The sequence below is a fragment of the Pseudomonas sp. WC2401 genome, from assembly GCF_041200115.1.
Classification (GTDB): Bacteria; Pseudomonadota; Gammaproteobacteria; order Pseudomonadales; family Pseudomonadaceae; genus Aquipseudomonas; species Aquipseudomonas fragi.
Genome location: NZ_CP165623.1, coordinates 2976021 through 3001811 on the forward strand (window position 1 = coordinate 2976021; position 25791 = coordinate 3001811).

Sequence of the window (25791 nt, forward strand, 5' to 3'; positions counted from 1 at the left end):
CGCCCGGGGCGCGGCATTGCCTGCGAGGTACATTATGAGTTTTCAAATTGCCCTCAACTTCGAAGACGGGGTGACCCGTTTTATCGAGACCAATGGCCAGGAAACCGTGGCTGACGCCGCTTACCGTCAGGGCATCAATATTCCGCTGGACTGTCGTGACGGCGCTTGTGGTACCTGCAAGTGCTTTGCCGAGGCCGGGCGTTATGAGCTGGGCGAGGACTATATCGAAGACGCCCTCAGCGCAGAGGAGGTCGAGCAGGGCTATGTGCTGACCTGCCAGATGCGTGCCGCCAGCGATTGCGTGGTGCGGGTGCCTGCCTCTTCATCCGTGTGCAAGACCCGCCAGGCCAGCTTTGAGGCCGCCATCAGTGATGTGCGCCAGTTGTCCGAAAGCACCATTGCCCTGTCACTCAAGGGCGAGTCCCTGAGCAGCCTGGCCTTCCTGCCGGGGCAGTACGTCAACCTCAACGTGCCCGGCAGCGAGCAGACGCGGGCCTATTCCTTCAGCACCCTGCAAAAGGATGGCGAGGTCAGCTTTCTGATCCGCAACGTGCCGGGCGGGCTGATGAGCAGCTTTTTGACCGGTATCGCCAAGGCGGGCGACAGCATGACCCTGGCCGGGCCGCTGGGCAGCTTCTACCTGCGCCAGATCCAGCGGCCCTTGCTGCTGCTGGCTGGCGGCACCGGGCTGGCGCCGTTTACTGCCATGCTGGAAAAAATCGCCGAGCAGGGCAGTGCCCATCCGGTGCATCTGATTTACGGCGTGAGCAATGATTTTGATCTGGTTGAACTCGATCGCCTGCAAGCCTTGAGCGAGCGCATTGCCAACTTCAGTTTCAGTGCCTGCGTGGCCAACCCGCAGAGCCAGCATCCGCTCAAGGGCTATGTCACCCAGCATATCGAGCCGGGCCATCTCAACCACGGTGATGTCGATGTGTACCTGTGCGGCCCGCCGCCGATGGTGGAAGCGGTCAACCTCTATATCCGCGAGCAGGGCATTACCCCGGCCAATTTCTACTACGAGAAGTTTGCCGCTGCGGCTTGATTCTTTAATCGGAGGTTGTGATGAACAACAGATTTGCCAACAAGGTCGCGCTGGTCACCGGCGCGGCCCAGGGCATTGGCCGTCGCGTGTGCGAGCGCCTGCTGGACGAAGGCGCGCAGGTGATTGCGGTCGACCGTTCCGAGCTGGTCTTTGAACTGCAAGGAGAGGGCGTGCTGGCCCTGACTGCCGACCTTGAGCAGTACGCCGACTGTGTGCGGGTGATGGCCGCAGCGGTGGACACCTTCGGCCGTCTCGACGTGCTGGTCAACAATGTGGGCGGGACTATCTGGGCCAAGCCTTACGAGCATTACCAGGCCGAAGAAATCGAGGCCGAAGTGCGCCGCTCGCTGTTTCCCACCTTGTGGTGCTGCCATGCCGCATTGCCCTACATGCTTGAACAGGGCCGCGGGGCGATTGTGAATGTTTCTTCAATCGCTACCCGCAGCGTCAACCGCGTACCTTACGGCGCGGCCAAGGGGGGCGTGAATGCACTCACGGCCTGCCTGGCATTCGAGAATGCCCAGCGCGGAATTCGCGTCAATGCCACCGCACCTGGCGGCACTGAAGCACCGCCGCGGCGGATTGCGCGCAACGATGCCGAGCAAAGCCCTGACGAGAAGATCTGGTACCAGCAAATCGTCGACCAGACCCTCGACAGCAGTCTGATGAAACGCTACGCCAGCCTCGATGAGCAGGTCGGCGCAATCCTGTTCCTGGCCAGCGACGAAGCTTCCTATATCACCGGCGTAACCCTGCCGGTGGGCGGCGGCGACCTCGGTTGACCTCCCTGACAGAATGGACAATTGCCATGAACCCAATCCTGATTGAAAGCCTGACCACCCAGATCGTCGACCTGCCGACCATCCGCCCGCACACCCTGGCGATGCACACCATGCGCAAGCAGACCCTGGTGATTGTGCGCCTGCGGTGCAGCGACGGTATCGAAGGCATCGGCGAAGCCACCACCATTGGCGGTCTCGCGTATGGCTACGAAAGCCCGGAAAGCATCAAGGCCAATATCGATGCGCATCTGGCGCCGATGCTGGTGGGCCAGCCGGCGGCCAATATCAACGCCGCCATGCAAAGCCTGGACAGGATTGCCAAGGGCAATACCTTTGCCAAATCCGGTATCGAAACCGCGCTGCTGGACGCCCAGGGCAAGCGCCTGGGCCTGCCGGTCAGCGAGTTGCTGGGCGGGCGAGTGCGCGACAGCCTGGAAGTGGCCTGGACCCTGGCCAGCGGCGACACCGGCCGCGACATTGCCGAAGCCGAGCAGATGCTCGACAGGCGTCGCCATCGCATCTTCAAGTTGAAGATCGGTGCCAACCCGCTGGAACAGGACCTCAAGCATGTGCTGGCGATCAAGAAGGCCCTGGGCGATCGCGCCAGTGTGCGGGTGGACGTCAACCAGTACTGGGACGAATCCCAGGCCATCCGCGGTTGCCAGGTGCTGGGTGACAACGGTATTGACCTGATCGAACAGCCGATTTCCCGGGTCAACCGCTCCGGGCAGGTGCGCCTGAACCTGCGCAGCCCGGCGCCGATCATGGCTGACGAGTCCATCGAAAGCGTGGAGGACGCCTTCAGCCTGGCGGCGGACGGTGCAGCCAGCGTGTTTGCCCTCAAGATCGCCAAAAACGGCGGTCCCCGTGCGGTGTTGCGCACGGCGCAGATTGCCGAGGCGGCGGGTATCGCCCTGTACGGCGGCACCATGCTTGAAGGCTCGGTGGGCACCCTGGCGTCGGCCCATGCCTTCCTCACCCTCAAGCAACTGACCTGGGGTACCGAGCTGTTCGGGCCGCTGCTGCTGACCGAAGACATCGTGACCGAGGCGCCGCAATACCGGGATTTTGAGCTGCATATTCCGCGCACGCCGGGTCTGGGCCTGAGCCTGGACGAAGAGCGTCTGGCCCGTTTCAGCCGCTGACACGCTGAAAAACCCCTGTGGGAGCGGGCTTGCTCGCGATGCAGACAACTCGGTGCATCAGGCCAACTGCGCTGATGCTATCGCGAGCAAGCCCGCTCCCACAGACCCTTCCCCTATTTCTTTAAGGAGAGCCCCATGCTTTTCCACGTAAAAATGACCGTCAACCTGCCCCTCGACATGGACCCGGCCAAGGCCGCGCAGCTCAAGGCCGACGAAAAGGAACTGGCCCAACGCCTGCAACAGGAAGGCAAGTGGCGCCACCTATGGCGCATTGCCGGGCATTACGCCAACTACAGCGTATTTGACGTGGCCAGTGTCGAGGCCCTGCACGACACCCTGCTGCAATTGCCGCTTTTCCCCTACATGGATATCCAGATCGAAGGGCTGTGCCGTCATCCGTCTTCGATCCACAGCGACGACCGTTAACGCTTTCTATCCCTTGCACAAGAACAAGATGAGGTGAGCCCCATGACCGTGAAAATTTCCCATACCGCTGCCGTCCAGAGCTTCTTCAAAGAAGCCGCCGGCTTTACCAGCGACAACGGCAACCCGCGCCTGAAAAGCATCATCCTGCGGGTCTTGCAGGACAGTGCCAAAATCATCGAAGACCTCGACATCAGCGAGGATGAGTTCTGGAAGTCGGTGGATTATCTCAACCGTCTGGGCGCTCGCTCGGAAGCCGGGCTGTTGGTGGCCGGGTTGGGCATCGAACATTTTATCGACCTGTTGCAAGACGCCAAGGACGAGCAGGCCGGCCAGACTGGCGGCACCCCGCGCACCATCGAAGGCCCGCTGTATGTAACCGGGGCCCCGGTGTTTGAAGGCCAGGCGCGGATGGACGATGGCCGCGAAGAGGGTGCCACCGTGATGTTTCTCGAAGGCCAGGTGTTCGACACTCAAGGCCAGCCGCTGGCCGGGGCCACGGTCGATCTGTGGCACGCCAACACCAAGGGCACCTATTCGTTCTTCGACCAGAGCCAGTCCGAATACAACCTGCGCCGGCGCATTATCACCGACGCCGAAGGCCGCTACCGCGCCCGCAGCATCGTGCCCTCGGGCTATGGCTGCGACCCGCAGGGGCCGACCCAGGAATGCCTCGATCAACTGGGTCGTCACGGCCAGCGTCCGGCCCATGTGCATTTCTTTATCTCGGCCCCCGGTTACCGTCACCTGACCACCCAGATCAACCTGTCCGGGGACAAATACCTGTGGGACGACTTTGCCTATGCCACCCGCGAAGGCCTGGTGGGCGACGTGCAGTTTCGCGACGACGGTGCCCGTGATGTTGCGGGGCGTTATGCCGAGTTGACGTTTGACTTCCAGTTGCAACAGGCCGTCGCGCCTGCTGCCGAACAGCGCAGCCACCGCCCGCGGGCGCTGCAATAAGTCAATCGCTGCGGGGCTGGACACAGTGGGGAGCTGGATGCAGGATCAGCGGTCGATCCTGCACCCAAGTACGAGAGAGCCCTCCATGAATGAACCGCACATGGCACAGGCAACCCCTGCCATCCGCGACACTGATGTCCTGATTGTGGGCGGTGGCCTGAGCGGCGCCTTGCTGGCCATGCAACTGCTGCGCTTGCCGGGTGACCGGCGCATCACGGTGGTGGAACCCCGCCCCGAACTGGGCCGGGGCGAGGCCTACAGCGCCACCGAGCTGGGGCATACCCTTAACGGCAATGCCGCGCGCATGAGCGTCGACCCCGATGATGCCGACGACCTGACCCGCTGGCTGCAAGCGCATATCGCTGCGGGTGGCTGGCCCGAGTCCGCCAGCCAGCAGGTGCCGGTTGCCGAACTGTTCCCGCCGCGGGGGCTGTTTGGTCGGTATGCCCGCCAGCGCCTGGCCGAAGCACAGGTCATCGGTGAAGCGAACGGCTCAAGCCTAATCCATGTGCGTGATGAAACCGTCGATTTACACACCCTCGAACACGGCGTGCGGGTCACGCTCAAGAGCGGCGAAGTATTGCTGGCAGGCGCAGCGGTATTGGCTACCGGCATGTTCCCGGCGGCGCGCACGGCGCAGCGTCAATCCAGCGGCTTGAATGCGGCCGCGCTGGACCCGTGGAATGTCGAAGCCATGCGTGCATTGCCAGTGGATGCCCGGGTGCTGATCATCGGCTCGGGGCTGACCATGGTCGATGCCCTTGAGTCGCTGAACCAGGCCGGGCATCGGGGGCCGATCGAGGTGTTTTCCCGTCACGGCCTGTTGCCCCATGTGCGCCGTCAGCCGCCGGTCTGGGAAGATTTCCTGAGCCTGGCGCCGGGCGTGCGCAGCCCTTTGCAGTTATTGCGTGAACTGCGTCGCCAATGTGCCCTGGCGCAAGCCCGGGGCATCGACTGGCAGGCGCCGCTGGACACGGTGCGGGTGCATATCGCCAGGCTCTGGAGCCAGGCCAGCGATGCCCAGCGTCGCCAGTTTGTGCGCCATGTGCGGCCCTGGTGGGAAAGCCATCACCATCGCTCACCGCCCCAGGGCAATGCCTTGCTGCAACGGTTGCTGGAAGCAGGACGGCTGACGATCCATGCGGCGTCGCTGCAAGGCGTGGACAGCTCGCAGCTGCGTATTCGCCTGCGTTATCGCGGGCAGACCGAAGCGGTGTGGGTGCAGGGCGACGGCCTGATCAACTCAACGGGTATCGAATACGACTGGCGCCGCGTGGACAAGGCCTTGCCCCGGCAATTGCTGCAGCGCGGGCTGGTAGTGCCCGGCAACCTGGGGCTGGGCATTGCTGCCGATGCTGACGGCGCGGTGCTGAATGCACAGTTGCAGCCCGCGCAGCGGCTGTTTGCGATGGGGCCACCGTTGCGTGGCATGTGGTGGGAAAGTACCGCAGTCACGGATGTCGCGTTACAAGCCAAGGCGCTGGCGCAGCGGCTGCAGTCTGCTGTGTGAATAACCCCTGATCCTCCCACAACTGATCCAGGGTATCGTCCGGACATAGAACCGGACACGCACAATGGCCATCAAAATCCCCTTTTGGCCTGCCTCCCTCTGTGATCGTCCCCCGGTGTCGGCAAGAATCAAACTCACCTACGCCGACCCGGGGAACCGATCCATGCACACGATAAAACGCTTGATGGGCGCCACTGTTTGCGGGCTGACCCTGCTGGCCAGCGCCGCACATGCCGAGCAACGCGAGTTGCGGGTCTATAACTGGGCCGATTACATCCTGCCGTCCGTGCCCAAGGACTTCGCCAAACAGACCGGCATCAAGGTCACCTGGGACTCTTTCGACACCAACGAAGCCCTGGAAGCCAAACTGTTGACCGGTAACTCCGGCTATGACTTGGTAGTGCCGTCCAACCAGTTCCTCGATACCCAGATCAAGGCCGGGGTGTTCCAGAAGCTGGACAAGAGCAAGCTGCCCAACTGGCAGCACCAGGACCCGGCCCTGCTCAAGCTGCTGGACACCAACGACCCCGGTAACCAGTACGCCGTGCCCTACATGTACGGCACCGTGCTGATCGGCTTCAACCCGGCCAAGGTCAAGGCGGCGCTGGGGGAAAATGCCCCGGTGGACAGCTGGGACCTGGTGTTCAAGCCCGAGAACATGGCCAAGCTGAAATCCTGCGGCGTGGCGATGCTCGATTCGCCTTCGGAAATCCTGCCGTTGGCGTTGCACTATCTGGGCCTGGACCCCAACAGCCAGAACCCGGCCGATTACGAGAAAGCCAAGGCGCTGATGCTCAAGATCCGCCCCTATGTGACTTACTTCAACTCCGCCAAGTACATGACCGATATCGCCAATGGCGACATCTGCGTGGCCATTGGTTATTCGGGCAGCTTCTACCAGTTTGGCAACCGCGCCAAAGAGTCGGGTAACGGCGTGGTGGTGGACTGGCGCTTGCCCAAGGAGGGCGCGCCGATCTGGTTTGACACCTTCGCCATCCCCAAAAGCGCGAAAAATGTCGAAGAGGCCCACGAGTTCCTCAACCACCTGCTGGAGCCCAAGGTCATTGCCGGGATCAGCGACTTTCTCGGCTACCCCAATGCCAACAAGGACTCGCTGGCGCTGATCAACCAGGACATCACCGCCAACCCCAACCTGACCCCGACCAGCGAGGCACTCAAGTCCTTGTATGTGGTGCAGCCGCTGCCGCAAAAAATGGAACGCGTGCGCACGCGGGTGTGGACCAGTATCAAGTCGGACAAGTAACCCCTCGGGGGTAGTGCATGGGGGTTATCGTCAAGCGCCGGCCAGGTTTCTACACTGGCCGTACTTAATCGAACGACGAGAACAGCACCATGCGTATCCGTGAGCTTGGTATCACCATCGGTTCGGGCACCCCCGGCGTGTTCAACGCCATTACCGACGTGCCGGGTGTGCGAGTAGGTCATCACACGCTCAACCTGGAAACCGGCGACGTTTCCATCCATTCCGGTGTCACCGTGATTGAACCGCGTGCTGGAGCCACACACCTGCAACCGTGCTTTGCCGGCGTGCATGTGCTCAATGGCAACGGCGATGCCACGGGGCTGGAGTGGATTCGCGAAGCAGGTTTGCTGACCTCACCGATTGCCTATACCAATACCCACAGCGTCGGCGTGGTGCGCGATGCGCTGGTGGCGGCCGAGCGCGAGATGGGCAAGCAGCACACCTACTGGTGCATGCCCGTGGTGCTGGAAACCTACGACGGTACCCTGAACGATATCTGGGGCCAGCACGTCACGGCCGAGCATGTGCAACTGGCGCTGCAGGATGCCAGGTCAGGCCCGGTGCAGGAGGGTAATGTGGGCGGTGGCACGGGGATGATCTGTCACGAGTTCAAGGGCGGTATCGGCACTTCCTCGCGGGTGCTGAGCCCGGAGCAGGGTGGCTGGACCGTCGGTGTGTTGGTGCAGGCCAACTATGGGGTGCGGGAAGCCTTGCGGGTGGGGGGGTACCCGGTGGGTACGGTGTTGGGTGACGTGCCGTCACCGTTTAAAAGCGAGAAAAAGGTGGGGGTGCCGGGCATGGGGTCGATCGTGATTACCATTGCTACCGATGCGCCGTTGTTGCCGCACCAGTGTACCCGTCTGGCGCAGCGTGCCAGTGTCGGGCTGGCGCGAGTGGGGGGCGGAACTGAAGACTCCAGCGGCGATATTTTTATTGCCTTTGCGGTGGGTAACAGCAACTTGCCGGCAGCCAACTTCGGCCATCCGGGTGAGCCGACCACGGCCTTGAAGATGGTCAACAACGACTACATCTCGCCGCTGTTTGTGGCGGCGGCGGATGCGGTAGAGGAGGCGATACTCAATGCCATGCTCGGCGCCGATGACCTGACGGGCTGCGGCAACACTGTGCTGGCGCTCAAGCCTGAGCGTTTGCTGGCGGCGTTGCAGCAGGTGGGCTGGAAAACCCCCTGAGGGCTGATTCAACCTTGCGTAGCAGTTGCCGAGGAACGAAGGCTGCGTTCGGCGGCGCAGCCGTCGTAAACCCGGTGTACCCGTTCTAACTGGCACACCGCATTGTCTGATTTTACGACGGCTGCGCCGCCGAACGCAGCCTCGTTCCTGCGGCAGCTGCTACGGGTATTTGCCCTTACAGTTTCGGCAACTGCCCTACCCGAGCCATCATCTCGGTGACGATCTGCAGGTCCAGCATAAACTGCTCGACCGTCTTGAACTCGTTGTCGGTATGCCCGGTGTATTTAACATCCGGCATGGCCAGGCCAAATTGCACACCATTGGGCAGTTCATGCACCGAGGTTGCCCCCGCCGAAGTGCCGAACTTGTGTTCCATGCCCAGGTTTTCACTGGCCACCGCCAGCAGCGCCTTGACCCACTCACCCTCGGGGTTGCGGTACATCGGCTCGGCGATGGTGTAGTCAAAGGTCACCGGCACCTGCTTGCTCTTGCTCCAGGCCGCCAGCTTTTCGGCAATTTGCGCTTTCAGTGCTTCAGGCGACTTGCCCTTGGGCACGCGCAGGTTGACCGCCAATTTGAGCGCCTTGTCGTCCAGCCCCACAAACGTCAGCGAAGTGGTCAGCGGCCCCATGAACTCATCGGCAAAACCGACACCCAGCTTGCCACCCTTGTAGTCCAGGCCCCAGTTGTCGGCCGCATAGTGCGCAGCATCGGTAATGTGGTTGTGCTTGAGGGCAATCTGGCCGTCAACGCTGCTGATAAAATCGAGCATCCGCGCCACCGGGTTGACCCCCGACTCGGGCTCCGAGGAATGAGCCGAAACCCCGGTCACGGTCAGCACTACATCCTTGCCCACCACCTTGGCATTGATCTCGAAATCGCCGCCATTGCGCTTGGCATATTCAGCCCCGGCCTTGTTCAGGCTGGCCGCCAGTTCAGCAGGCTGGGCGGTGACCAGGGTGGCGACCGAGGTCGACGGGATCTGGTTGGTTGCCATGCCGCCCGTAAGCGAGACGATTTCTGCACCCTGGCCTGAACCGGGGCGCCGGGCAAAGCTGGCCATAACGGTGCCGTAGCCTTTCTCGGCGATCACCACCGGGTAACCGCCATCCAGCGCCAGGTTGTAATTGGGCACCGGGTTGTGTTCGAAGTAATAAGGGATGGCATCACCGCTGGTTTCTTCGGTGGTGTCGATCAGCAACTTGAAGTTCCTGGCCAGTGGCAGTTGTTCTTCCTTGATGACTTTCATGGCGTACATCGCCACCACGATGCCGTTCTTGTCATCCTCTGTACCGCGCCCGTACATGCGGTCGCCGATCAGCGTGACCTTGAACGGATCGAGCTTGGTGCCGTCCTTGAGTACCCAGTTTTCCGGGGTTACCGGCACGACGTCGGCGTGGGCGTGAATACCGACCACTTCATCGCCACTGCCTTCGAGGGAGACTTCATAGACGCGGTTGTCGATATTGCGAAAGTTCAGGTTGAAGGCCTTGGCGAGGTCCTTGATCTTGTCGGCGATCTTGAGGAACTGCGGGTTCTCGTACTGGGGCACGTCATCCAGGTTTACCGTCGGGATGGCTACCAGTTCGCGCAGGGTTTCAGTGGCTGCCTTGCCATATTTGAGACGGGTATACAGGCCCAGCAGGCGATAGATTTCGTTCTGCTGCTCTGCGCTCAATGCCTTGTTGTCGATAAAGGCGCTGATGGTCGAGCCGAGGTTATCTTGTTGCGCCAGCTCGCTCTTGCCCAAAGCCCCCAGAAACTGCCGGAAGTCAGTGATTTTGCTGTCGCTGAAAGTCTTGAGGATCACTGCGCTCTGTTGCGGGGTGATGGTGGCGTGGGCAGCAGTGCTGAACCCGGCAAGGCTGGCCATCATCATGGTTGCAGCGGCCAGGTGCTTAAGTGAAAAGTCCATTTTGCAGGGCATTCCTGTACAGGTTGTTGGAGAGAAAAATGCAATAAATGAAACAAAACATTTCCAAACTTACACTGCGAGGACGTGCGACGGTAGGTACTTTTTACTCCTGCGCCTGTAAAAACAACGAGAACAGTTCGGACTGTGACTTGATTCCCAACTTGCCGTACATGTGCTTGCGATGGACCTTGACGGTCTCGGCGGAAATCACCAGTTTGCGGGCGATTTCCTTGTTCGAACAACCACTTAGCAGCAGCAGGGCGACTTCCATTTCCCGTGCGGTCAGCGGCGTGGTCAGCTGCTCGGCAGCCGCTTCAAGGCGGCTTTGCCAGTTGCCAGGCTGCTGCGGCGCCTCCCCGGGGTCGCGTTCAAACATCAGGCGCTGACGCATCAGTGCTGCGACCCAGGGCCGTACCAACCCCAGCAGCGCGCCCTGTTCCAGGCTGAAGCGGCACTGGCTGCCCAGTGACAGGCTCAGGGTGCGTTGGTTGTCGAGTTGCACATTGATATGCACCTCGTCGGTGACGATATTGACGCGGAAATAGCGCTGGTAATAGTCGGTCTGTTCAAAGCATTCCGGGGCCACGTCCTGCAGGCGGACTAACCCGCTCTGTGGTGCTTCGCGGTTGGCAATATAGAACGGGTCGAGCAGGTACAGGCCTTTGAGATAGTCCTGAAACAACGAATCCATGCCACCGTCTGCACCGGGGGACTCGGCCAGAACCTGCGGCTTGCCGGCGCTGTAGATCAGCACCACCCAGTTGTCCACGGGTATATAGCGGCCCAGCAAACGTACCAGCGCAGTCCAGAAATTAGGCCGGTCGAGGGTTTCGATCACGCGGCCCATCGCGTCGTGCCAGGCCACATCCTGCAAGGTCAGATTCATCTCACTACCCACCGGGTGTTACCCCATCGAAGTCATTTGTTGGCGCGGTACCGCGCACCATACTCGGCTCATCCCACCGTGCAAGGAACCGAGATGAAAATTGAATTGGTGCAACTGGCAGGCCGTGACGGCGACACCGCTTATAACCTGTCGCGCACACTGAATGCCATCGCCACCTGCGCTGGCGATACCGATTTGCTGGTGTTCCCGGAGACCTATCTGAGCGGTTTTGTCGGCGGCGCGCAACTGGCGCAGGTGGCCGAGCCCTTGCACGGTGCGACCCTGCAAACTGTGTTGCAGGCCGTGCGTCAGCGTGGTGTGGCGGCGGTAGTGGGGCTTGCCGAAGTGCATCAAGGCAGGTTCTACAACACCTCGGTACTGGTGACTCCAGAGGGTATTGCGCTGCAGTACCGCAAGACCCATCTGTGGCCAAGCGAGCGCAGTGACTTTAGCCCCGGCGACCGTTTTACCACCGTGCTCTGGCGGGGTGTGCGGGTTGGCCTGCTGATCTGCTACGACATCGAGTTGCCGGAAACCAGCCGCGCACTGGCGCAACTGGGGGCAGAAGTAGTCATCGTCACCAACGGCAATATGGACCCCTACGGCCCGGTGCATCGCACTGCGATCATGGCCCGCGCCCAGGAAAACCAGCTGTTTGCGGTGATGGTCAATCGTGTCGGGGCGGGGGATGACGGCCTGGTGTTTGCCGGTGGCAGCATGGCGGTCGACCCGTTCGGGCGTGTGCTGTTTGAAGCAGGGCGCGATGAGGTTCGCCATGTTGTAGAGCTGGACCTGGGTCAGCTCAAGGCTGCCCGGCGTGACTACGATTACCTCAAGGATCGTCGATTGATGCTGTCGGGCGAACAGACAGAGCACCCGGACGGGCGTCGCGAACTGTTGATCGGAGCCAGCCAATGAAGACTAAAAACACTATGGGTCTTGCCCTGGCTGCGCTATTGGGTTGCAGCCTGGTTCACGCCGCCGGGCCTCAGGTGAATATCTACAACTGGTACGACTTTATCGCATCGGACACGATGAAAAACTTCCAGGCCGAAACCGGCATAGGCTCGATGTACGACGTGTTCGACAATAGCGATGTGATGCAAAGCAAGCTGATGGCCGGTCGCAGCGGGTATGACGTTGTTGTGGCCACCGGTGACCTGCTACCCAACCTGATCAAGGCCGGGGTGCTCAAGGAGCTCGATCCGGGGCAGTTGCCCAACCGCGTACACCTGGACCCCGCCATCCTCGCCAAGATGCAGAGCAATGACCCCGGCAATCGCTATGCCGTGCCGTATTTGTGGGGCACTACAGGGGTGGGTTATGACGTCGACAAGGTCAGGGCGATTCTTGGGCCGGATGCGCCGGTGGATTCATGGGACCTGATCTTCAAGCCCGAGAACCTGAGCAAATTGAGCCAGTGCGGCGTGGCCATGCTCGATGCCCCCGGTGAAATCATTCCCATCGCCTTGCACTACCTGGGCTTGCCGTACAACAGCAACCAACCTCAGGACTATGCCAAGGCCGAAGCGTTGCTGCTGACGTTACGTCCTTACATCCGCTATTTTGACTCATCGAAGTTCATTACCGACCTGGCCAATGGCAACATTTGCGTGGTGGTGGGTTGGGCGGGTGGGGTGCAAGACGCCAAAACCGCCTCGCAGGTGGCTGGCAATGGGCGCAACATCCGCTACAGCATCCCGCGTGAAGGGGCGCCGATCTGGGTTGAGAGCATGGTATTGCTCAACGACGCGCCCAACCCGCAACAGGGGCTGGCCTTTATCGACTACATGCTGCGCCCGCAGGTGATAGCCCAGACTTCGACCTACCTCAAATATCCCAATGCGAACCAGGACGCCAGGCCCCTGATGGACCAGTCGTTGCGCGACAACCCGGATATCTACCCAGGTAAAGAGGTGATGGCAACGTTGTTCCCGCTGGAGCCACTGGCGCTGAAACTTGAGCGGGTGCGCACGCGGGTGTGGAGCAAGGTTAAAAGCGGAACGTGAAGCAAACCCTCGTAGCAGCTGCCGAAGGAACGAGGCTGCGTCCGACGACGAAGTCGTCGCAAATTCTGAATGCGCGATTTAGCAGGAAAACCGTGCGTTCAGGTTTTGCGATTGCTTCGCAATCGGACGCAGCCTCGTTCCTTCGGCAGCTGCTACGGTTGGCGGGGATCAGCGGCTTCAGGCCTGCAACTGCGGCTCACGAACGGTCCTGGCCCTCGGCATCGCCGGCAACACTGCCTCCTGCAAGGTCCGTGCTGCAGGGTGGGTAAAGCGCATTTGCGCTGTGACCGGCAGGTCTTCCACCAGCTTGCCCTCTGCCAATACCACCACCCGCTGGCAAAATCGCTGCACCAGGCTCAGGTCATGGGTGATCAGCAAAAAGCCGGTGCCGGACTCGCGCCGTACCTGCGCCAGTAAATCCAGAATCTGCACTTGCAGCACCCGGTCCAGGTTGGACAGGGCTTCGTCGAGGATGATCAATTGCGGGCCGATCGCCATGGCCCGGGCAATACCGGCGCGCTGCAGTTGCCCGCCGCTCAGTTGTGCCGGGAGCTTGTCGATGTCACGGGCCTCAAGCTGGACTTGCTGGAGCAATTGCTCAACCCGCGCCCTGCACGCCGCGGCGTCCATGTCTGAAAGATGGCGCAAAGGCTCGGCAATGCTCCAGCCAATGCTGCGCTGGGGGTTGAAGGCGCTGAGTGCATCTTGAAAGACCATCTGCACACGCTGCAAAAACGGCGGCTGACCCTTGAATACAATGCTGCCCCGGTCGGCGCTTTCCAGGCCCATCAGCAGGCGCGCCAGGGTGCTTTTGCCGCTGCCGCTGCCTCCCAGCAGGCCAAGGCTTTGACCTTCGTGCAGGTCCAGGTTCAAGCCGCTCAGCACCTGCACCCGATGCCGTTTGCTGAACAGTCCGCCGGCGCTGTAGCCGTGCTCAAGGTCTCGTACTTGAATAAAACTCATGGCGCGCAGCTCTCCATTGTCAATGAGTGGTGCGCCGCCAGCAGCGTGCGCGCTTCCTGGCTTTGCGGGGCATTGAACATCTGGTGCACATCGGCCTGTTCGACGATTTGGCCGTGGGCCATGACGCTGACCTGATCGGCACAGCGTGCCACCACGCCCATGTCATGGGTGATCAACAGCACGCCAAGGTTGCGCTGCTCCACCAGCCGCTGCAGCAGGTCGAGAAAGCGCGCCTGCGCGACCACATCCAGATCGCTGGTGGGTTCGTCGGCCAGCAAGAAGCGGCTGTCGGCGAGCAGGGCCAGGGCGATCATCATGCGTTGCAGCATGCCGCCGCTCAATTGAAAGGCAAATGAGTCCAGTACCCGCCGGTCATCGTGCAGGCCCACTTCATGCAACGTGGCCTGGATCAGTTGCTCGGCCTCGACCCCGTGCAGGCCGCGGGCGTGGAGGGTTTCGAGGGCGTGCTGGCGCAGGGAACGCACCGGGTTGAAGGCGCTGCGCGGGTTTTGCAGCACCAGCGCCACTTGGCGCCCGCGCAATTGCGCAGCAGCCACCGGCAGGCCGTCCAGCAACAGGCTGGCACCAGTGCTGTGCACGCCGGGGGGCAACAGGTCGAGGATGCCCAGGCTGGTCAGCGACTTGCCTGAACCGCTGGCCCCGACCAGCGCATGCACCTGGCCGGCCTTGAGGGTCAATTCAACGCGGTCGACCAGGGTGCGTTGCCGGTGCTTGAGGGTCAGGCCGCGAATCACCAATGTCTGCTTCATTCCTTGATCTCCGCCAGTACGCTAGGGTCAAGGCGGTCGCGCAAGGCGTCGCCCAGCAGGTTGAAGGCCATCACCGAGATAAAAATCATCAGGCCCGGCCACAGCAGCAGTTGCGGCTGGGTCCAGATAAATTCCTTGGCATCGTTGATCATCACCCCCCACTCGGGAGTCGGAGGGCTGACGCCCAGGCCCAGAAAGGACAAGCCCGAGACATGCAGCATCATGTGGCCAATGTCCATCGACGCCAGCACCAGCAGTTGCCCCACGACGTTGGGCATCACATGCTGGCGCAGCCGGGTCAGGCGCGAGGCACCGGCCAGTCGCGATGCCAGCACATAGTCACGGTTGCGCTGGGCCAGGACCATGCCGCGCACCATGCGTGCATACCAGGCCCAGTGGGACAGGGCGATGGCGATGATCACGTTGGTCAGGCCGGTGCCCAGCAAGGCGATCAGAAAGAACGCCAGCACCAGGGTGGGGAAGGTCAGGAACATGTCGCACAGGCGCATCAGGAACATGTCGACCTTGCCCCCGACAATCCCGGCGATACCGCCAATCACCACGCCCAGTACCAGTACCAGACCCAGTACCAGCACCACGCTGCCCAGTGACAGTTGCGTGCCGACAATCAGCCGCGAGAGTACGTCGCGACCCAGGTGGTCGGTGCCCAGCCAGTGGCTGGCACTGGCGGGCAGCAGGCGTTCGTCGAGATTCACCAGAGTGGCGTCGTAAGGCGCCAGCCAGGGGCCGAACAGCGCCATCAACAGCAGCAGGGCGACCAGCGCATAACCGATGCGCGCGCCGTTCTTTTTGCCTGTGTAAACAGCAGCCACGGTGCTCATGCCATCACCCCCGAGAAACGTGTGCGCGGATCGAGCCATGCGTAGCAGATGTCCACCACCAGATTGCACAGCACCAGCAGGGTGGTCAGCAGCAGGGTGAAGCATTGCATGACCGGGAAGTCGCGGTTGAGCACCGCACTGACCGCAAAACGCCCAACGCCGGGCCAGGCGAAAATGGTTTCGATCACCAGCGCGCCACCGAGCAGCTCGCCGATGTGCATGCCGGTGGCGGTCACCAGCGGCATCCAGGCATTGCGCAGAATATGGTCACGCCACACACGCTTTTCGTTCAGGCCGCGGGCCCGGGCGTAGAACACGTGTCGATGCTCACGTACATCCAGCAGGCTGGCGCGCAGCAGGCGGGCGTTGATCGACATCGACATCAGGGCAATCGCCAGCACCGGCATCAGCAGATGCTGCGGGCCGCCACGGCCCATCGGCGGCAGCCAGCCCAGCCACAGCGAGAACAGCGCGATCAGTAAAAAAGCCAGCCAGAAATTAGGCATCGATACGCCGATAAAGGTGATGAAACGCACCACCTGATCGGGCCAGCGACCTTTCCAGCGGGCCGCCGCCAGGCCCAGGGGAATGCTCATCACCAGCGTGGTGAGTAACGCCAGTCCGCCCAGTTGCAGGGTCGCGGGCAGGTAATAGAGGATGTCATCGAGCACCGGGCGCCCGGTGATATAGGAGATGCCGAAGTCCAGATGCAGGGCATTCCACAGCCAGGTGAGGTATTGCTCTGGCAGCGGCCGGTCCAGGCCCAGGGCATGGCGCGCCTCGGCCAGCGCGGCGTCGGTGGGCGGGATCTGCGACAGGCGCAGGTAGTCCAGGGCCGGGTCGCCGTTGCCCAGGTGCAGCAGCACAAAGACGATCAATGACACCCCCAGCAACACCGGGATCAGCAGCACAAGCCGCAGGATGATATAGCGCAGCATGGTTTAGGGCTTCCCGGTGGTTGGGTGCATGACTTCAAACGGCACGTCAAACAGCGTGCTGCCGAACTGCACGTTGTCGACGGTCTTGCCGTTGACGCTGATGGCCGTGAGGTGGGAAATCGGCAGGTACACCGCCTGATCGTGCAGGGTAGTGAGAATTTCGCGGTAATCGTCGGCCCGTTTGGCTTCATCGGTTTCGCCCAGTACCTCGGCGATTTTCCGGTCGATGGCGTCCTTCATCGGCAGTCCGCGCTGGGCCATGTAATCGGCATGCCCGGCGTAGCGCATGGAGCTGACAAACGAGTGCGGGTCATACGGCGCGCCCCAGGTGTCGGCGAAGATCATGCCGAACTTGCCCTCGCGCTGGCGTTGCACCAGAGCGCCGTCCTCTTCGGCGCGTAACTTGACCTCGATACCGACCTTGGCCAGTTCGCCCTGAATGATTTCGGCGAGGTTTTTTTGCAGGGCGCTGGGGCCCAGGAACACCAGTTCGGTGCTCAACAGCTGGCCGTCCTTTTCCCGAACGCGTTTGCCTGCAGGCATTTGCCAGCCCGCCGCTTCGAGGGTTTTTTTCGCCTGTTCAGGGTCATAGGGCAGGGCCTTGAGGCCCAGGTCGGCATACGGCATGTTGTTGGCGAACAGCGCATCGGCGCGCGGCTCCTGGCCGTGCAGCACCTTGGCGATGATGGTGTCCTTGTCCACGGCCTGATTAATCGCCTGGCGCACGGCCAGTTCATTGGTCGGTGCCAGAGCGGTGTTCATCGCCACGGTACGGGTGGCCAGGGGTGCGGAAATGGCAGTCTTGAAACCCGAATCGCGCAGGCGCACAAAGGTGCCGGGGGAGATTTCGCCGTCGGCACCCTGGATCAGGTCAATCTCGCCGGTTTGCAAGGCGATGGCGCGGCTGTCCGGGTCGGAGATGACTTTCACCAGTACTGAACCGTAGCCCGGTTTGGCGCCCCAGTAGTGCGCGTTGCGCTCAAAACGGTCGAACTCGCCACGGCGGGTTTGGGTCAGTACCCAGGGCCCGGTACCCACCGGCACACCGGGCTTGGCGTCGGGAGCGGCAAAGCGCAGCGGACGCACCTGCGCCAGTTCCATCAGGGTCGGGTAATAAGGGTGTTTGAGGGTGAGCACCAGGGTGTGTTCGTCCGGTGCCTCGACGCGTTCCAGGGTAGAAACCAGTTCCATCCACTGATGGCGCTTGCTGTTGGCGAGCACCGCGTCAAGGTTGGCCTTGGCGGCGCTGGCGTTGAAGGGGCTGCCATCACTGAAGGTCACACCTTCGCGCAGGGTAAAGGTGTAGGTCTTGCCGTCGGGCGACACTTGCCATTGCGTGGCGAGCCAGGGCTCCAGGGTGCCTTGGGCGGTGTAACGCACCAGGGGTTCATAGACCATCGCCTGGGCATACATCTGGTTGGGCGAGTAGCCACGAGGGTCGAGCGGGCCGGCGTTGGTCGGCCAGGAGTAGGTAAGCGTGGGGGCCGGCTCGGCGGCCCGGGCCGTGGAAATACCTGTACTCAGGCAGGCGCCAATCATCCACAAGGCCAGCTGTTTTTTAGTCCGTGACTGCTTCACACTGCGTCTCCCTCAATTGATGGCGGTTAGCCTCATCAGATGTCGGGTATGAAGTCTATGTCAAAAGTTCATAACTGCGAGGCCAATCAGATGCAACGGGTCACTATTTCGCTGGACGATGCCTTGTTGGCAGCGATTGATGAGCGGGTAGGCAGCCACGGCTACCAGGGGCGTTCGGAGGCAATACGTGATTTATTGCGCGCCGGGCTGCTGGAGCCGGAGCAGGGCAACCCCGCCAGTGCTTGTGTTGCGACCCTGAGTTATGTGTATGAGCATGGCACCCGGGAGCTGTCCAAGCGCCTGAACACGGCGTTTCATGAGCACCATGACCTGACCCTGTCGACGTTGCATGTGCATCTGGACGAGGGCAAGTGCATGGAAGTGTCGGTGCTCAAGGGATCGGTGGCGGAGGTCACGCAACTCACGCGCCAGGTGATGGCCGAACGCGGAGTGCGACATGGCAGTGCGCAGATCATTCCGTTGGGGGATATTGAGTGAGCCCAGGCCTCTGCGGCAGCGGCAGGCTCGTGTTGAAGGCGTGACGGTATTGTCGTTAAACCGCGCCCGAACCTGACGACACCGCACACGCCCCGGCCAAACCCCGACTGCGGCGCCACACCAGCCGCCCCAGGGTAATCGCCCAGTTGCCCAGGGCGATCAGCAGAATGATCCACAGCGATGCTGTCATCCCGTAGCTGACAATCACCCGTCCGGCCAGCCACGGAAAACCGAATACCCCGACAAAATACCCCATGCTGAACAGCACCAGTGCCTGTGGTGTGTAGCCAGTGGGCGCTTCGTTGGCGGCCAGCCCGTTGATCACCGAATAGGTCAGGCCATAGCCGACCCCAAGCACCACCGCAGCCAGCAGATAGGTGAGAGCGCTGCTGACAAAAAACATCAGCATCAGCACCGACACCACGATCAGGGCCGTCAGCAGGCACGACATCAGATATGGATCGCGCTTGACGATAAACCCTGCGACCAGCAAGCGGCAGGAGATCGCTGCAGTCATAAAGCCCAGGAAAAATAATGAATAATCCAGCTGATTAAGTGCGGCATACGAGGTCTGAAAGCTTGACAGTCCCCCGAAAATCGCGCCACCCAGCCCGACCATCACAATGGCAAAGACCGCTTTGGAGCGCAGCACCAGCGCGGCGGCCCGGGGCGTGATCTTGCACACTGTGACCGGCCCCTGACCCTTGATCTTCGGGCCAAGCAGCAAGAACAACAGGCCACCCAGCAGGCTGGCGCCGGCCGCCACCATAAATGCCGCCGCCAGCGGATAACCCAACCCCTGTGCTACACGACCGAGCAGAGGGCCTGTGCCGATCCCGGTCATCATGCTGCCCGACAGCAAGGCGAAGTACTTGACCCGTTGCGCGGGCTCAACCAGCAGGGCCACGACAATTGGCCCCAGGGTGTAAAACACCCCCCAGCCCAACCCCAGCAGCAAACCGAAGGCCAGCACCGCCGCGCCATAGTCTGGCACGCAGGCGAACCCCACGCAGGCCGCAGCCAGCAGCAACGCACCGGCGGCGATGGTGCGGGGCGCACCAAAGCGGTCAGTCAGGTGCCCGGCAAAAACCACCGCAAAAAAGGTACTGAGCATGGCCGCCGAGATGATCGTACCCGCATCCGATTCAGTGCCGCCGTGAGCGCTGAGCAGCATGGCCAATAAAAACGTAATGCCGTAGGCCAGTGACAACAGGTAGCTGGCAAGGCAGAACAGGCCGAAAACAACCTTGGCCTGAGCGGGTTGGGGGGATGACATGGGGTCTTCCTTGAGGTTCGATTATGGTTTTGCGTCGAACCTTAATAGCAGACAACCCGGCAGACTCAGGATGCAAACCTTTGAATCCTGAGATGGGCCTGTTCTAAACAAACCCGTACAGAAAATTGCCTGATGTTCACCACCGGCCTCGCGAGAAGGCTATAAACTACAGACCCATGTGGTTCTGGCTCGAAACCCCCGGCCATGAACCTGTCAGATTACCGATAGCGAGTAGCGCCCCCCTTAAATGACCAACCCCACTTCTACCTCCCAGACCAACTGGCAGCCGGTTATCGCGCTGGCACTGGCCGCGTTTGTGTTCAATACCACCGAGTTCGTGCCTGTGGGGCTGCTCAGCGCCATCGGTGCCAGCTTTGACATGACCACGGCCAATGTCGGGTTGATGCTCACCATTTATGCATGGGTGGTATCGCTGGCTTCCCTGCCGATCATGCTGGTGACGCGCAACGTCGAACGTCGCAAGTTGCTGCTGGTGTTGTTCGGGCTGTTTATCGTCAGCCATGTGTTATCGAGCCTGGCGAACAGCTTTGGCGTCCTGTTGGTTAGCCGTATTGGGGTAGCGTTGTCCCACGCCCTGTTCTGGTCGATTACCGCCTCGCTGGCAGTGCGGCTGGCGCCGGAGGGCAAGCAGGTTCAGGCGCTGGGCCTGCTGGCCACCGGTACTTCGCTGGCGATGGTGATGGGGGTGCCCCTGGGGCGTTTGCTCGGGGAGGCGATGGGCTGGCGTACCACCTTCCTGGTGATTGCCGGTTTGGCGGTGCTGCTGGTGCTATGGCTGGTGCGCACCTTGCCGTTGTTGCCGAGCCAGAATTCGGGCTCGCTCAGAAGCCTGCCGGTGCTGTTCAAACGCCCGGCGCTGGTGGCGGTGTATGTGCTGACTGCGCTGGTCATTACTGCGCAATTCACTGCTTACAGCTATATAGAACCCTTTGTGCAAAACGTGGCGGGCATGAGCGGCAGCACGGTGACCTTGGTCTTGCTGTTGTTCGGCGGTGCAGGGATTATCGGTTCGTTGTGCTTCAGCTGGTTTCACAAGTACGGCCCGCTGGCTTTCCTGCTGACGGCGGTAGGCCTGCTTGCGCTGTGCCTGTTGCTGTTGTTGCCGGCCAGTAGCTGGATTGGCACCCTGGGGGCACTGAGCATTGTCTGGGGGGTTGCGATCATGGCATTCGGGCTGGCGATGCAATCCCGGGTGCTGACACTGGCCCCTGATGCGACCGATGTCGCAATGGCGATGTTTTCCGGTATTTACAATATCGGCATCGGCGGTGGAGCGCTGCTGGGCAGCACGGTTGGCAGCCACCTGGGCTTTGCATGGATCGGTCTGGTGGGGGGGACGCTGGCGGGGCTGGCCCTGGCGTGGTTTGCCTGGACCATGCAGCGGCTCAACCGCAGCGGCTCGACGACTTGAATAAAACGGGGGGGGCTGGCGCAAGGCCGGCCCCCCCCGGCAGTGTCATGCAACGCTCAGATGTTCATACAGGATCGTGGCACCCACGATCATCAGCACCACCCCTCCGACAATTTCTGCGCGCTTGCCGACCAGGCTGCCCAGCGCGCGACCCAGCATGGTGCCGATAATCACCATGGTCATGGTTGCCAGGCCGATGGCGGCTGCGGCGACGAAGATATTGACGTCGACAAAGGCCAGGCCTACGCCTACCGCCAGTGCGTCGATGCTGGTCGCGATGGCGGTGACCACGAGAATCCAGAACGAGTGTTGCGAGGGTTTGTCCTCGGGTTCGTCTTCATCGGGTTTTACCCCGTTGTAGATCATGTACAGGCCCAGGCCCAACAGCAGGGTGAAGGCGATCCAGTGGTCCCATTGGGTAACGTAACTGCTGGCTGCCTGGCCGATGGCCCAGCCGATCACGGGGGTGATGGCTTCGATCACACCGAAGATCAGGCCGGTACGCAGGGCTTCGCTAAAACGGGGTTTGTGCAGGCTTGAGCCTTTGCCGATGGCGGCGGCAAAAGCGTCGGTGGACATGGCGAATGCCAGGAGAATCAGGGCAATTGGGTTCAATTGAGTCATCCAGCCGGGCTTGAGACAACGACATAGCACTGCGCGCCCGACTTCAGCACAGGTATGACGTTGGTCTCGCAAATCCAGATGGATGCCGTGGCCACGGCAGGTTGCCGAGAATGTTGACCAGAGCGCCGCCACTTGCATGACGGCCAGCTACTCCCCAAAGAGGGGCTGAGGATAACAGCAAAATGTGCAGGAAGGGTGAAAGGGTAAATTTTGTGTTGGGTTGTTCGTTTGTAAGGTTGCGCAAAAACGCTAGCCGCTGACGCCCACCATGAGGCCCCAAAGGGTGAGCGCACCCCATCGCTGGTGGGAGCTGGCTTGCCTGCGACGCAGACAACACGGTCTGGCAGGTACACCGCAGCGATGCCATCGCGAGCAAGCCCGCTCCCACAATGATCCTGCAAGCCGTGAATTCTGCTGGCCATGCATAACCTGTGGGAGCTGGCTTGCCTGCGATGCAAGCGACGCGGTCTGTCAGGTATTGCGCGGCGATGCCATCGCGGGCAAGCCCGCTCCCACAATGATCCTGCAAGCCGTGAATTCTGCTGGCCATGCATAACCTGTGGGAGCTGGCTTGCCTGCGATGCAAGCGACGCGGTCTGTCAGGTATTGCGCGGCGATGCCATCGCGAGCAAGCCCGCTCCCACAATGATCCTGCAAGCCGTGAATTCTGCTGGTCATGCATAATCTGTGGGAGCTGGCTTGCCTGCGATGCAAGCGACGCGGTCTGTCAGGTATTGCGCAGCGAGGCCATCGCGAGCAAGCCCGCTCCCACAATGATCCTGCAAGCCGTGAATTCTGCTGGCCATGCATAACCTGTGGGAGCTGGCTTGCCTGCGATGCAGGCGATGCGGTCTGTCAGGTATTGCGCGGCGATGCCATCGCGAGCAAGCCCGCTCCCACAATGATCCTGCAAGCCGTGAATTCTGCTGGCCATGCATAACCTGTGGGAGCTGGCTTGCCTGCGACGCAGACAACACGGTCTGGCAGGTACACCGCAGCGATGCCATCGCGAGCAAGCCCGGAACCACAAGAGTTTGGCGTTGTAGCCACTCGATTGTAATACCGGATCTCTACCGGGATTACCTGTCACCCTTCATGCCGACGTGCTGACCATCGACCCCGAGCTGCCGCTGCCCTGGGCCGTCAGTGCTTGCAGCAAGGCGGCCGTCGCCGCCTGCAAGGCCGCTGCCGTCGCCGTCACTTGGGCCTGCGCGCCAGCCACTGCCGCGGCCTTGCTGGCCTCGTTCTGGTCACTGGCCTGAATGCTCTGCAGCGCCTGCATCTGCTGCTGAAGTTGCTTTTGCAACTGCGCGATCTGCTTTTTAATTTGCTTGACCGTGTCCGAGCTGTCGTCATCCGTGTCAGCCGGCGGTGCTGCATTGGCGTCTCGCGCTGCCCGCGGCTTGACCTGTTCGGTGGCCGTCGCGCCGGCATCACTTACGGCGGTGCTGTCCGTCGCCTTACTGGCCGTAGCGGCGGGCGTGCTCTGAATGTTCAGGCTCGATGCCAGGGGATTGATGCTGCCAACCATGTCGATGCGTCCTTTAGACTCGTTGTCTTACAGGCCATCGGCAGGTTGCGCTGGCTCTTTAACGGCGCGGCTGAAAAAAGCCGGGCAAGCGCTCATATGCTTATGCAATAAAAGTATTTAAACTTAATTTCTTATATCTATAAAGTCATACCCCTGCGTACAGGTCGACCAATCGACGCGCCGCACGAAATGAACCAGCACGGAGCCTCCGTGAGTTTCTGATCGATCAGCGCGCCATTGGGCGTGCCCTGCGTGGGAGTGATTTATGTCTGCACCGTCTGCCTCTGCGATTGCCCTGAGCATCGCCCCTCAAGCCTTCGACATCCGCCCGTTCAACGGCGCCGTGGGAGCCGAGATCATCGGTCTGGATCTGGCGCTGCCGGTCAGTGACCAGGACTTTGCGCGTATCCATCGCGCTCATCTGGAACATCACGTTCTGGTGTTTCGTGACCAGCGCATTACCCCGCAGCAGCAGATCGACTTCAGCCGTCGCTTCGGCATCTTGCAGATCCATGTGCTCAAGCAGTTTTTGCTGACCGGTCACCCGGAAATTCTTATCGTCTCCAACATCATTGAGAACGGTCAGTCCATCGGCCTGGGCGATGCGGGTAAATTCTGGCACTCGGACCTGTCTTATAAAGAACTGCCAAGCCTGGGCTCGATGCTGCATGCCCAGGAGCTGCCCGCCGAGGGCGGCGATACCCTGTTTGCCGATATGCACAAAGCCTGGGACGGCTTGCCGCAAACCTTGCGCAAGGCGGTTGAAGGGCGCTCGGCCGCGCATTCGTATACGGCGCGCTACAGCGAAACAAAATTCGAAGGCAACTGGCGCCCGACCCTGACCCCGGAGCAACTGGCGCAGGTGAACGAGGTGGTACACCCGGTGGTGCGTACCCACCCGGAAAACGGCCGCAAGGCGCTGTTTGTCAGTGAAGGCTTTACCACTCGCATTGTCGGCCTGCCCGAGGACGAGAGCCGCCAGTTACTGGCCGAGCTTTACGCCCACAGCGTGCTGGAGCAGAACATCTACCGCCATCAGTGGCAGCCCCATGACCTGGTGTTCTGGGACAACCGCTCGCTGATCCATCTCGCCGCCGGATGCCCAACCCATCTGCGCCGCAAGCTCTATCGCACCACCATCCAGGGCAACGCGCCTTTCTGATTGACTCATTTCAAGGAGCATTGCCATGCCCGCATCGTTCAAAACCGTGGCCGCAAGTCTGGGCCTGAGTATCAGCCTGCTTGCCGGCAGCCTTGTGGCGCCGAATGTCGCCCGGGCCGAAGGTGAAATCCGGATTGCCGAGCAGTTCGGTATTGTTTACCTGTTGCTCAATGTGGTGCGCGATCAGAACCTGATTGAAAAGCACGGCAAGGAGGAGGGCATCGATATCAAGGTCGACTGGACTCAGTTGTCCGGCGGTGCTGCAGTCAATGATGCCTTGTTGTCCGGTTCCATCGATATTGCCGGGGCCGGGGTCGGCCCGCTGCTGACCATCTGGGACCGCACCCACGGCAAGCAGAACGTCAAGGCCGTGGCCTCGCTGGGCAACTTTCCGTACTACCTGCTGAGCAATAATCCGCAGGTCAAGACCATCGCCGACTTCACCGAAAAAGACCGTATCGCGGTACCGGCCGTAGGCGTTTCAGTGCAGTCGCGCTTTCTGCAATACGCGGCTGCCAAGCAGTGGGGCGACAAGGACTTCAACCGCCTGGACAAATACACCATCGCTGTCCCGCATCCGGATGCCACCGCTGCGCTGATCGCCGGTGGCACGGAGCTGAGCGGGCATTTTTCCAACCCGCCGTTCCAGGACCAGGCGCTGAAAAACCCCAACGTGCATGTGGTGCTCAACACCTACGACTTGCTCGGCCCCAACTCGCCAACGGTGCTGTTTGCCACCGAGAAATTCCGCAACGACAACCCGAAAACCTACAAGGCTTTTGTCGAGGCCCTGGCTGAAGCCGCCGAGTTTGCCCAGAACGACAAGGGTGCTGCTGCGGACACTTATATCCGGGTGACCAAGGCCAATATCGACCGCGCCGAGCTGCTGAAAATCATCGACAACCCGCAGTACGAGTTCAGCGTGACGCCGAAAAATACCTACCCGCTGGCCGAATTTTTGTACCGCGTGGGGGCAATCAAAAACAAACCTGATTCCTGGAAGGATTACTTCTTCCAGGACGCAAAACCGCTGCAGGGGAGCTGA

24 protein-coding genes and 1 riboswitch are annotated in these 25791 nt (G+C 61.2%); of the genes, 14 read left to right on the forward strand and 10 right to left on the reverse strand.

Annotated elements, in window-relative coordinates:
• The first annotated feature begins 34 nt into the window (after positions 1-34).
• The 8 genes from benC (at position 35) to AB3G35_RS13620 (ending at position 8322) form a co-directional block, all read left to right on the forward strand.
• Entirely contained in the window at positions 35-1045 is a 1011-nt protein-coding gene (benC, locus tag AB3G35_RS13585) for a benzoate 1,2-dioxygenase electron transfer component BenC (protein ID WP_016780684.1), read from the forward strand.
• Between the two features lie 20 nt (positions 1046-1065).
• The gene (locus tag AB3G35_RS13590; RefSeq protein ID WP_369781612.1) at positions 1066-1827 is read left to right on the forward strand and encodes a 1,6-dihydroxycyclohexa-2,4-diene-1-carboxylate dehydrogenase; all 762 of its coding nucleotides are present in this window, start codon (positions 1066-1068) and stop codon (positions 1825-1827) included.
• Between the two features lie 26 nt (positions 1828-1853).
• On the forward strand, positions 1854-2972 hold the full coding sequence (locus AB3G35_RS13595; protein ID WP_369781613.1) for a muconate cycloisomerase family protein: 1119 nt from the start codon (positions 1854-1856) through the stop codon (positions 2970-2972).
• A gap of 135 nt (positions 2973-3107) precedes the next feature.
• Positions 3108-3398, forward strand: a complete 291-nt coding sequence (catC, locus tag AB3G35_RS13600) for a muconolactone Delta-isomerase (protein ID WP_016780686.1) — start codon at positions 3108-3110, stop codon at positions 3396-3398.
• A 42-nt stretch (positions 3399-3440) separates the two neighbouring features.
• Positions 3441-4358 carry a catechol 1,2-dioxygenase gene (catA, locus tag AB3G35_RS13605; protein WP_369781614.1) on the forward strand — a complete coding sequence of 306 codons (918 nt, stop codon included), beginning with the start codon at positions 3441-3443 and terminating at the stop codon, positions 4356-4358.
• A gap of 85 nt (positions 4359-4443) precedes the next feature.
• Positions 4444-5868, forward strand: coding sequence for an FAD/NAD(P)-binding protein (locus AB3G35_RS13610; protein WP_369781615.1), 1425 nt, complete (start codon positions 4444-4446; stop codon positions 5866-5868).
• 163 nt (positions 5869-6031) lie between these two features.
• Positions 6032-7132 (forward strand): polyamine ABC transporter substrate-binding protein, encoded by a 1101-nt coding sequence (locus tag AB3G35_RS13615; RefSeq protein ID WP_088377240.1) that lies wholly within the window; start codon positions 6032-6034, stop codon positions 7130-7132.
• Between the two features lie 89 nt (positions 7133-7221).
• A complete protein-coding gene (locus AB3G35_RS13620; RefSeq protein ID WP_369781616.1) occupies positions 7222-8322 on the forward strand; it encodes a P1 family peptidase in 1101 nt (366 codons plus the stop codon).
• Between the two features lie 175 nt (positions 8323-8497).
• On the opposite strand, the gene AB3G35_RS13625 is transcribed toward AB3G35_RS13620, so the two are convergent.
• Entirely contained in the window at positions 8498-10237 is a 1740-nt protein-coding gene (locus AB3G35_RS13625) for a dipeptidase (protein WP_106117398.1), read from the reverse strand.
• Positions 10238-10340: 103 nt separating this feature from the next.
• A complete protein-coding gene (locus AB3G35_RS13630; RefSeq protein ID WP_106117397.1) occupies positions 10341-11123 on the reverse strand; it encodes a helix-turn-helix transcriptional regulator in 783 nt (260 codons plus the stop codon).
• A gap of 93 nt (positions 11124-11216) precedes the next feature.
• On the opposite strand from AB3G35_RS13630, the gene AB3G35_RS13635 reads away from it, so the two are divergent.
• A complete protein-coding gene (locus AB3G35_RS13635; protein WP_315249532.1) occupies positions 11217-12041 on the forward strand; it encodes a carbon-nitrogen hydrolase family protein in 825 nt (274 codons plus the stop codon).
• Positions 12038-13132 (forward strand): polyamine ABC transporter substrate-binding protein, encoded by a 1095-nt coding sequence (locus tag AB3G35_RS13640; protein WP_369781617.1) that lies wholly within the window; start codon positions 12038-12040, stop codon positions 13130-13132. The genes AB3G35_RS13635 and AB3G35_RS13640 overlap by 4 nt, the downstream gene beginning before the upstream one ends.
• 177 nt (positions 13133-13309) lie before the next feature.
• On the opposite strand, the gene AB3G35_RS13645 is transcribed toward AB3G35_RS13640, so the two are convergent.
• The 5 genes from AB3G35_RS13645 to nikA are packed head-to-tail and all read right to left on the reverse strand — an operon-like array spanning position 13310 to position 18223.
• The gene (locus AB3G35_RS13645) at positions 13310-14095 is read right to left on the reverse strand and encodes an ATP-binding cassette domain-containing protein (protein ID WP_169911401.1); all 786 of its coding nucleotides are present in this window, start codon (positions 14093-14095) and stop codon (positions 13310-13312) included.
• Entirely contained in the window at positions 14092-14865 is a 774-nt protein-coding gene (locus tag AB3G35_RS13650) for an ATP-binding cassette domain-containing protein (protein ID WP_369781618.1), read from the reverse strand. The genes AB3G35_RS13645 and AB3G35_RS13650 overlap by 4 nt, the downstream gene beginning before the upstream one ends.
• Positions 14862-15707: a nickel ABC transporter permease subunit NikC gene (nikC, locus tag AB3G35_RS13655; protein WP_016780697.1), complete on the reverse strand. Its 846-nt coding sequence runs from the start codon at positions 15705-15707 to the stop codon at positions 14862-14864. Before nikC ends, AB3G35_RS13650 begins: the two co-directional genes overlap by 4 nt.
• Entirely contained in the window at positions 15704-16645 is a 942-nt protein-coding gene (gene nikB / locus AB3G35_RS13660; RefSeq protein ID WP_016780698.1) for a nickel ABC transporter permease subunit NikB, read from the reverse strand. Before nikB ends, nikC begins: the two co-directional genes overlap by 4 nt.
• Before the next feature lie 3 nt (positions 16646-16648).
• Positions 16649-18223, reverse strand: a complete 1575-nt coding sequence (gene nikA, locus AB3G35_RS13665; protein WP_369781619.1) for a nickel ABC transporter substrate-binding protein — start codon at positions 18221-18223, stop codon at positions 16649-16651.
• Positions 18224-18313: 90 nt separating this feature from the next.
• Here nikA and nikR point away from each other — a divergent pair, with 90 nt between their 5' ends.
• Complete coding sequence (gene nikR / locus AB3G35_RS13670) at positions 18314-18721, forward strand: nickel-responsive transcriptional regulator NikR (protein ID WP_029611385.1); 408 nt, start codon at positions 18314-18316, stop codon at positions 18719-18721.
• 55 nt (positions 18722-18776) lie between these two features.
• On the opposite strand, the gene AB3G35_RS13675 is transcribed toward nikR, so the two are convergent.
• On the reverse strand, positions 18777-19997 hold the full coding sequence (locus AB3G35_RS13675) for an MFS transporter (RefSeq protein ID WP_086796749.1): 1221 nt from the start codon (positions 19995-19997) through the stop codon (positions 18777-18779).
• A 247-nt stretch (positions 19998-20244) separates the two neighbouring features.
• Here AB3G35_RS13675 and AB3G35_RS13680 point away from each other — a divergent pair, with 247 nt between their 5' ends.
• Positions 20245-21429, forward strand: coding sequence for a sugar transporter (locus AB3G35_RS13680; protein WP_016780702.1), 1185 nt, complete (start codon positions 20245-20247; stop codon positions 21427-21429).
• A gap of 45 nt (positions 21430-21474) precedes the next feature.
• Here the strand turns inward: AB3G35_RS13680 and mntP are convergent, their stop codons facing one another.
• Both mntP and AB3G35_RS13690 read right to left on the reverse strand, forming a co-directional pair.
• Entirely contained in the window at positions 21475-22044 is a 570-nt protein-coding gene (gene mntP, locus AB3G35_RS13685; RefSeq protein ID WP_083369494.1) for a manganese efflux pump MntP, read from the reverse strand.
• A 6-nt stretch (positions 22045-22050) separates the two neighbouring features.
• A riboswitch (yybP-ykoY riboswitch) is annotated at positions 22051-22221 on the reverse strand.
• 925 nt (positions 22222-23146) lie between these two features.
• Entirely contained in the window at positions 23147-23584 is a 438-nt protein-coding gene (locus AB3G35_RS13690) for a hypothetical protein (RefSeq protein ID WP_029611386.1), read from the reverse strand.
• A 265-nt stretch (positions 23585-23849) separates the two neighbouring features.
• On the opposite strand from AB3G35_RS13690, the gene AB3G35_RS13695 reads away from it, so the two are divergent.
• Both AB3G35_RS13695 and AB3G35_RS13700 read left to right on the forward strand, forming a co-directional pair.
• Positions 23850-24746, forward strand: a complete 897-nt coding sequence (locus tag AB3G35_RS13695) for a TauD/TfdA family dioxygenase (protein WP_134048252.1) — start codon at positions 23850-23852, stop codon at positions 24744-24746.
• Positions 24747-24771: 25 nt separating this feature from the next.
• On the forward strand, positions 24772-25791 hold the full coding sequence (locus tag AB3G35_RS13700) for an ABC transporter substrate-binding protein (protein ID WP_016780706.1): 1020 nt from the start codon (positions 24772-24774) through the stop codon (positions 25789-25791).

Bases quoted from the DNA above. Each gene is read 5' to 3' on its own strand.
- catA (WP_369781614.1), top strand. From the start codon at position 3,441: ATGACCGTGAAAATTTCCCATACCGCTGCCGTCCAGAGCTTCTTCAAA.
- AB3G35_RS13680 (WP_016780702.1), top strand. From the start codon at position 20,245: ATGACCAACCCCACTTCTACCTCCCAGACCAACTGGCAGCCGGTTATC.
- AB3G35_RS13640 (WP_369781617.1), top strand. From the start codon at position 12,038: ATGAAGACTAAAAACACTATGGGTCTTGCCCTGGCTGCGCTATTGGGT.
- nikC (WP_016780697.1), bottom strand. From the start codon at position 15,707: ATGAGCACCGTGGCTGCTGTTTACACAGGCAAAAAGAACGGCGCGCGC.
- nikR (WP_029611385.1), top strand. From the start codon at position 18,314: ATGCAACGGGTCACTATTTCGCTGGACGATGCCTTGTTGGCAGCGATT.
- AB3G35_RS13610 (WP_369781615.1), top strand. From the start codon at position 4,444: ATGAATGAACCGCACATGGCACAGGCAACCCCTGCCATCCGCGACACT.
- AB3G35_RS13650 (WP_369781618.1), bottom strand. From the start codon at position 14,865: ATGAAGCAGACATTGGTGATTCGCGGCCTGACCCTCAAGCACCGGCAA.
- AB3G35_RS13625 (WP_106117398.1), bottom strand. From the start codon at position 10,237: ATGGACTTTTCACTTAAGCACCTGGCCGCTGCAACCATGATGATGGCC.
- AB3G35_RS13620 (WP_369781616.1), top strand. From the start codon at position 7,222: ATGCGTATCCGTGAGCTTGGTATCACCATCGGTTCGGGCACCCCCGGC.
- AB3G35_RS13690 (WP_029611386.1), bottom strand. From the start codon at position 23,584: ATGGTTGGCAGCATCAATCCCCTGGCATCGAGCCTGAACATTCAGAGC.
- AB3G35_RS13630 (WP_106117397.1), bottom strand. From the start codon at position 11,123: ATGAATCTGACCTTGCAGGATGTGGCCTGGCACGACGCGATGGGCCGC.
- AB3G35_RS13595 (WP_369781613.1), top strand. From the start codon at position 1,854: ATGAACCCAATCCTGATTGAAAGCCTGACCACCCAGATCGTCGACCTG.
- AB3G35_RS13695 (WP_134048252.1), top strand. From the start codon at position 23,850: ATGTCTGCACCGTCTGCCTCTGCGATTGCCCTGAGCATCGCCCCTCAA.
- nikB (WP_016780698.1), bottom strand. From the start codon at position 16,645: ATGCTGCGCTATATCATCCTGCGGCTTGTGCTGCTGATCCCGGTGTTG.
- AB3G35_RS13675 (WP_086796749.1), bottom strand. From the start codon at position 19,997: ATGTCATCCCCCCAACCCGCTCAGGCCAAGGTTGTTTTCGGCCTGTTC.
- AB3G35_RS13590 (WP_369781612.1), top strand. From the start codon at position 1,066: ATGAACAACAGATTTGCCAACAAGGTCGCGCTGGTCACCGGCGCGGCC.
- AB3G35_RS13615 (WP_088377240.1), top strand. From the start codon at position 6,032: ATGCACACGATAAAACGCTTGATGGGCGCCACTGTTTGCGGGCTGACC.
- AB3G35_RS13645 (WP_169911401.1), bottom strand. From the start codon at position 14,095: ATGAGTTTTATTCAAGTACGAGACCTTGAGCACGGCTACAGCGCCGGC.
- catC (WP_016780686.1), top strand. From the start codon at position 3,108: ATGCTTTTCCACGTAAAAATGACCGTCAACCTGCCCCTCGACATGGAC.
- AB3G35_RS13635 (WP_315249532.1), top strand. From the start codon at position 11,217: ATGAAAATTGAATTGGTGCAACTGGCAGGCCGTGACGGCGACACCGCT.
- benC (WP_016780684.1), top strand. From the start codon at position 35: ATGAGTTTTCAAATTGCCCTCAACTTCGAAGACGGGGTGACCCGTTTT.
- AB3G35_RS13700 (WP_016780706.1), top strand. From the start codon at position 24,772: ATGCCCGCATCGTTCAAAACCGTGGCCGCAAGTCTGGGCCTGAGTATC.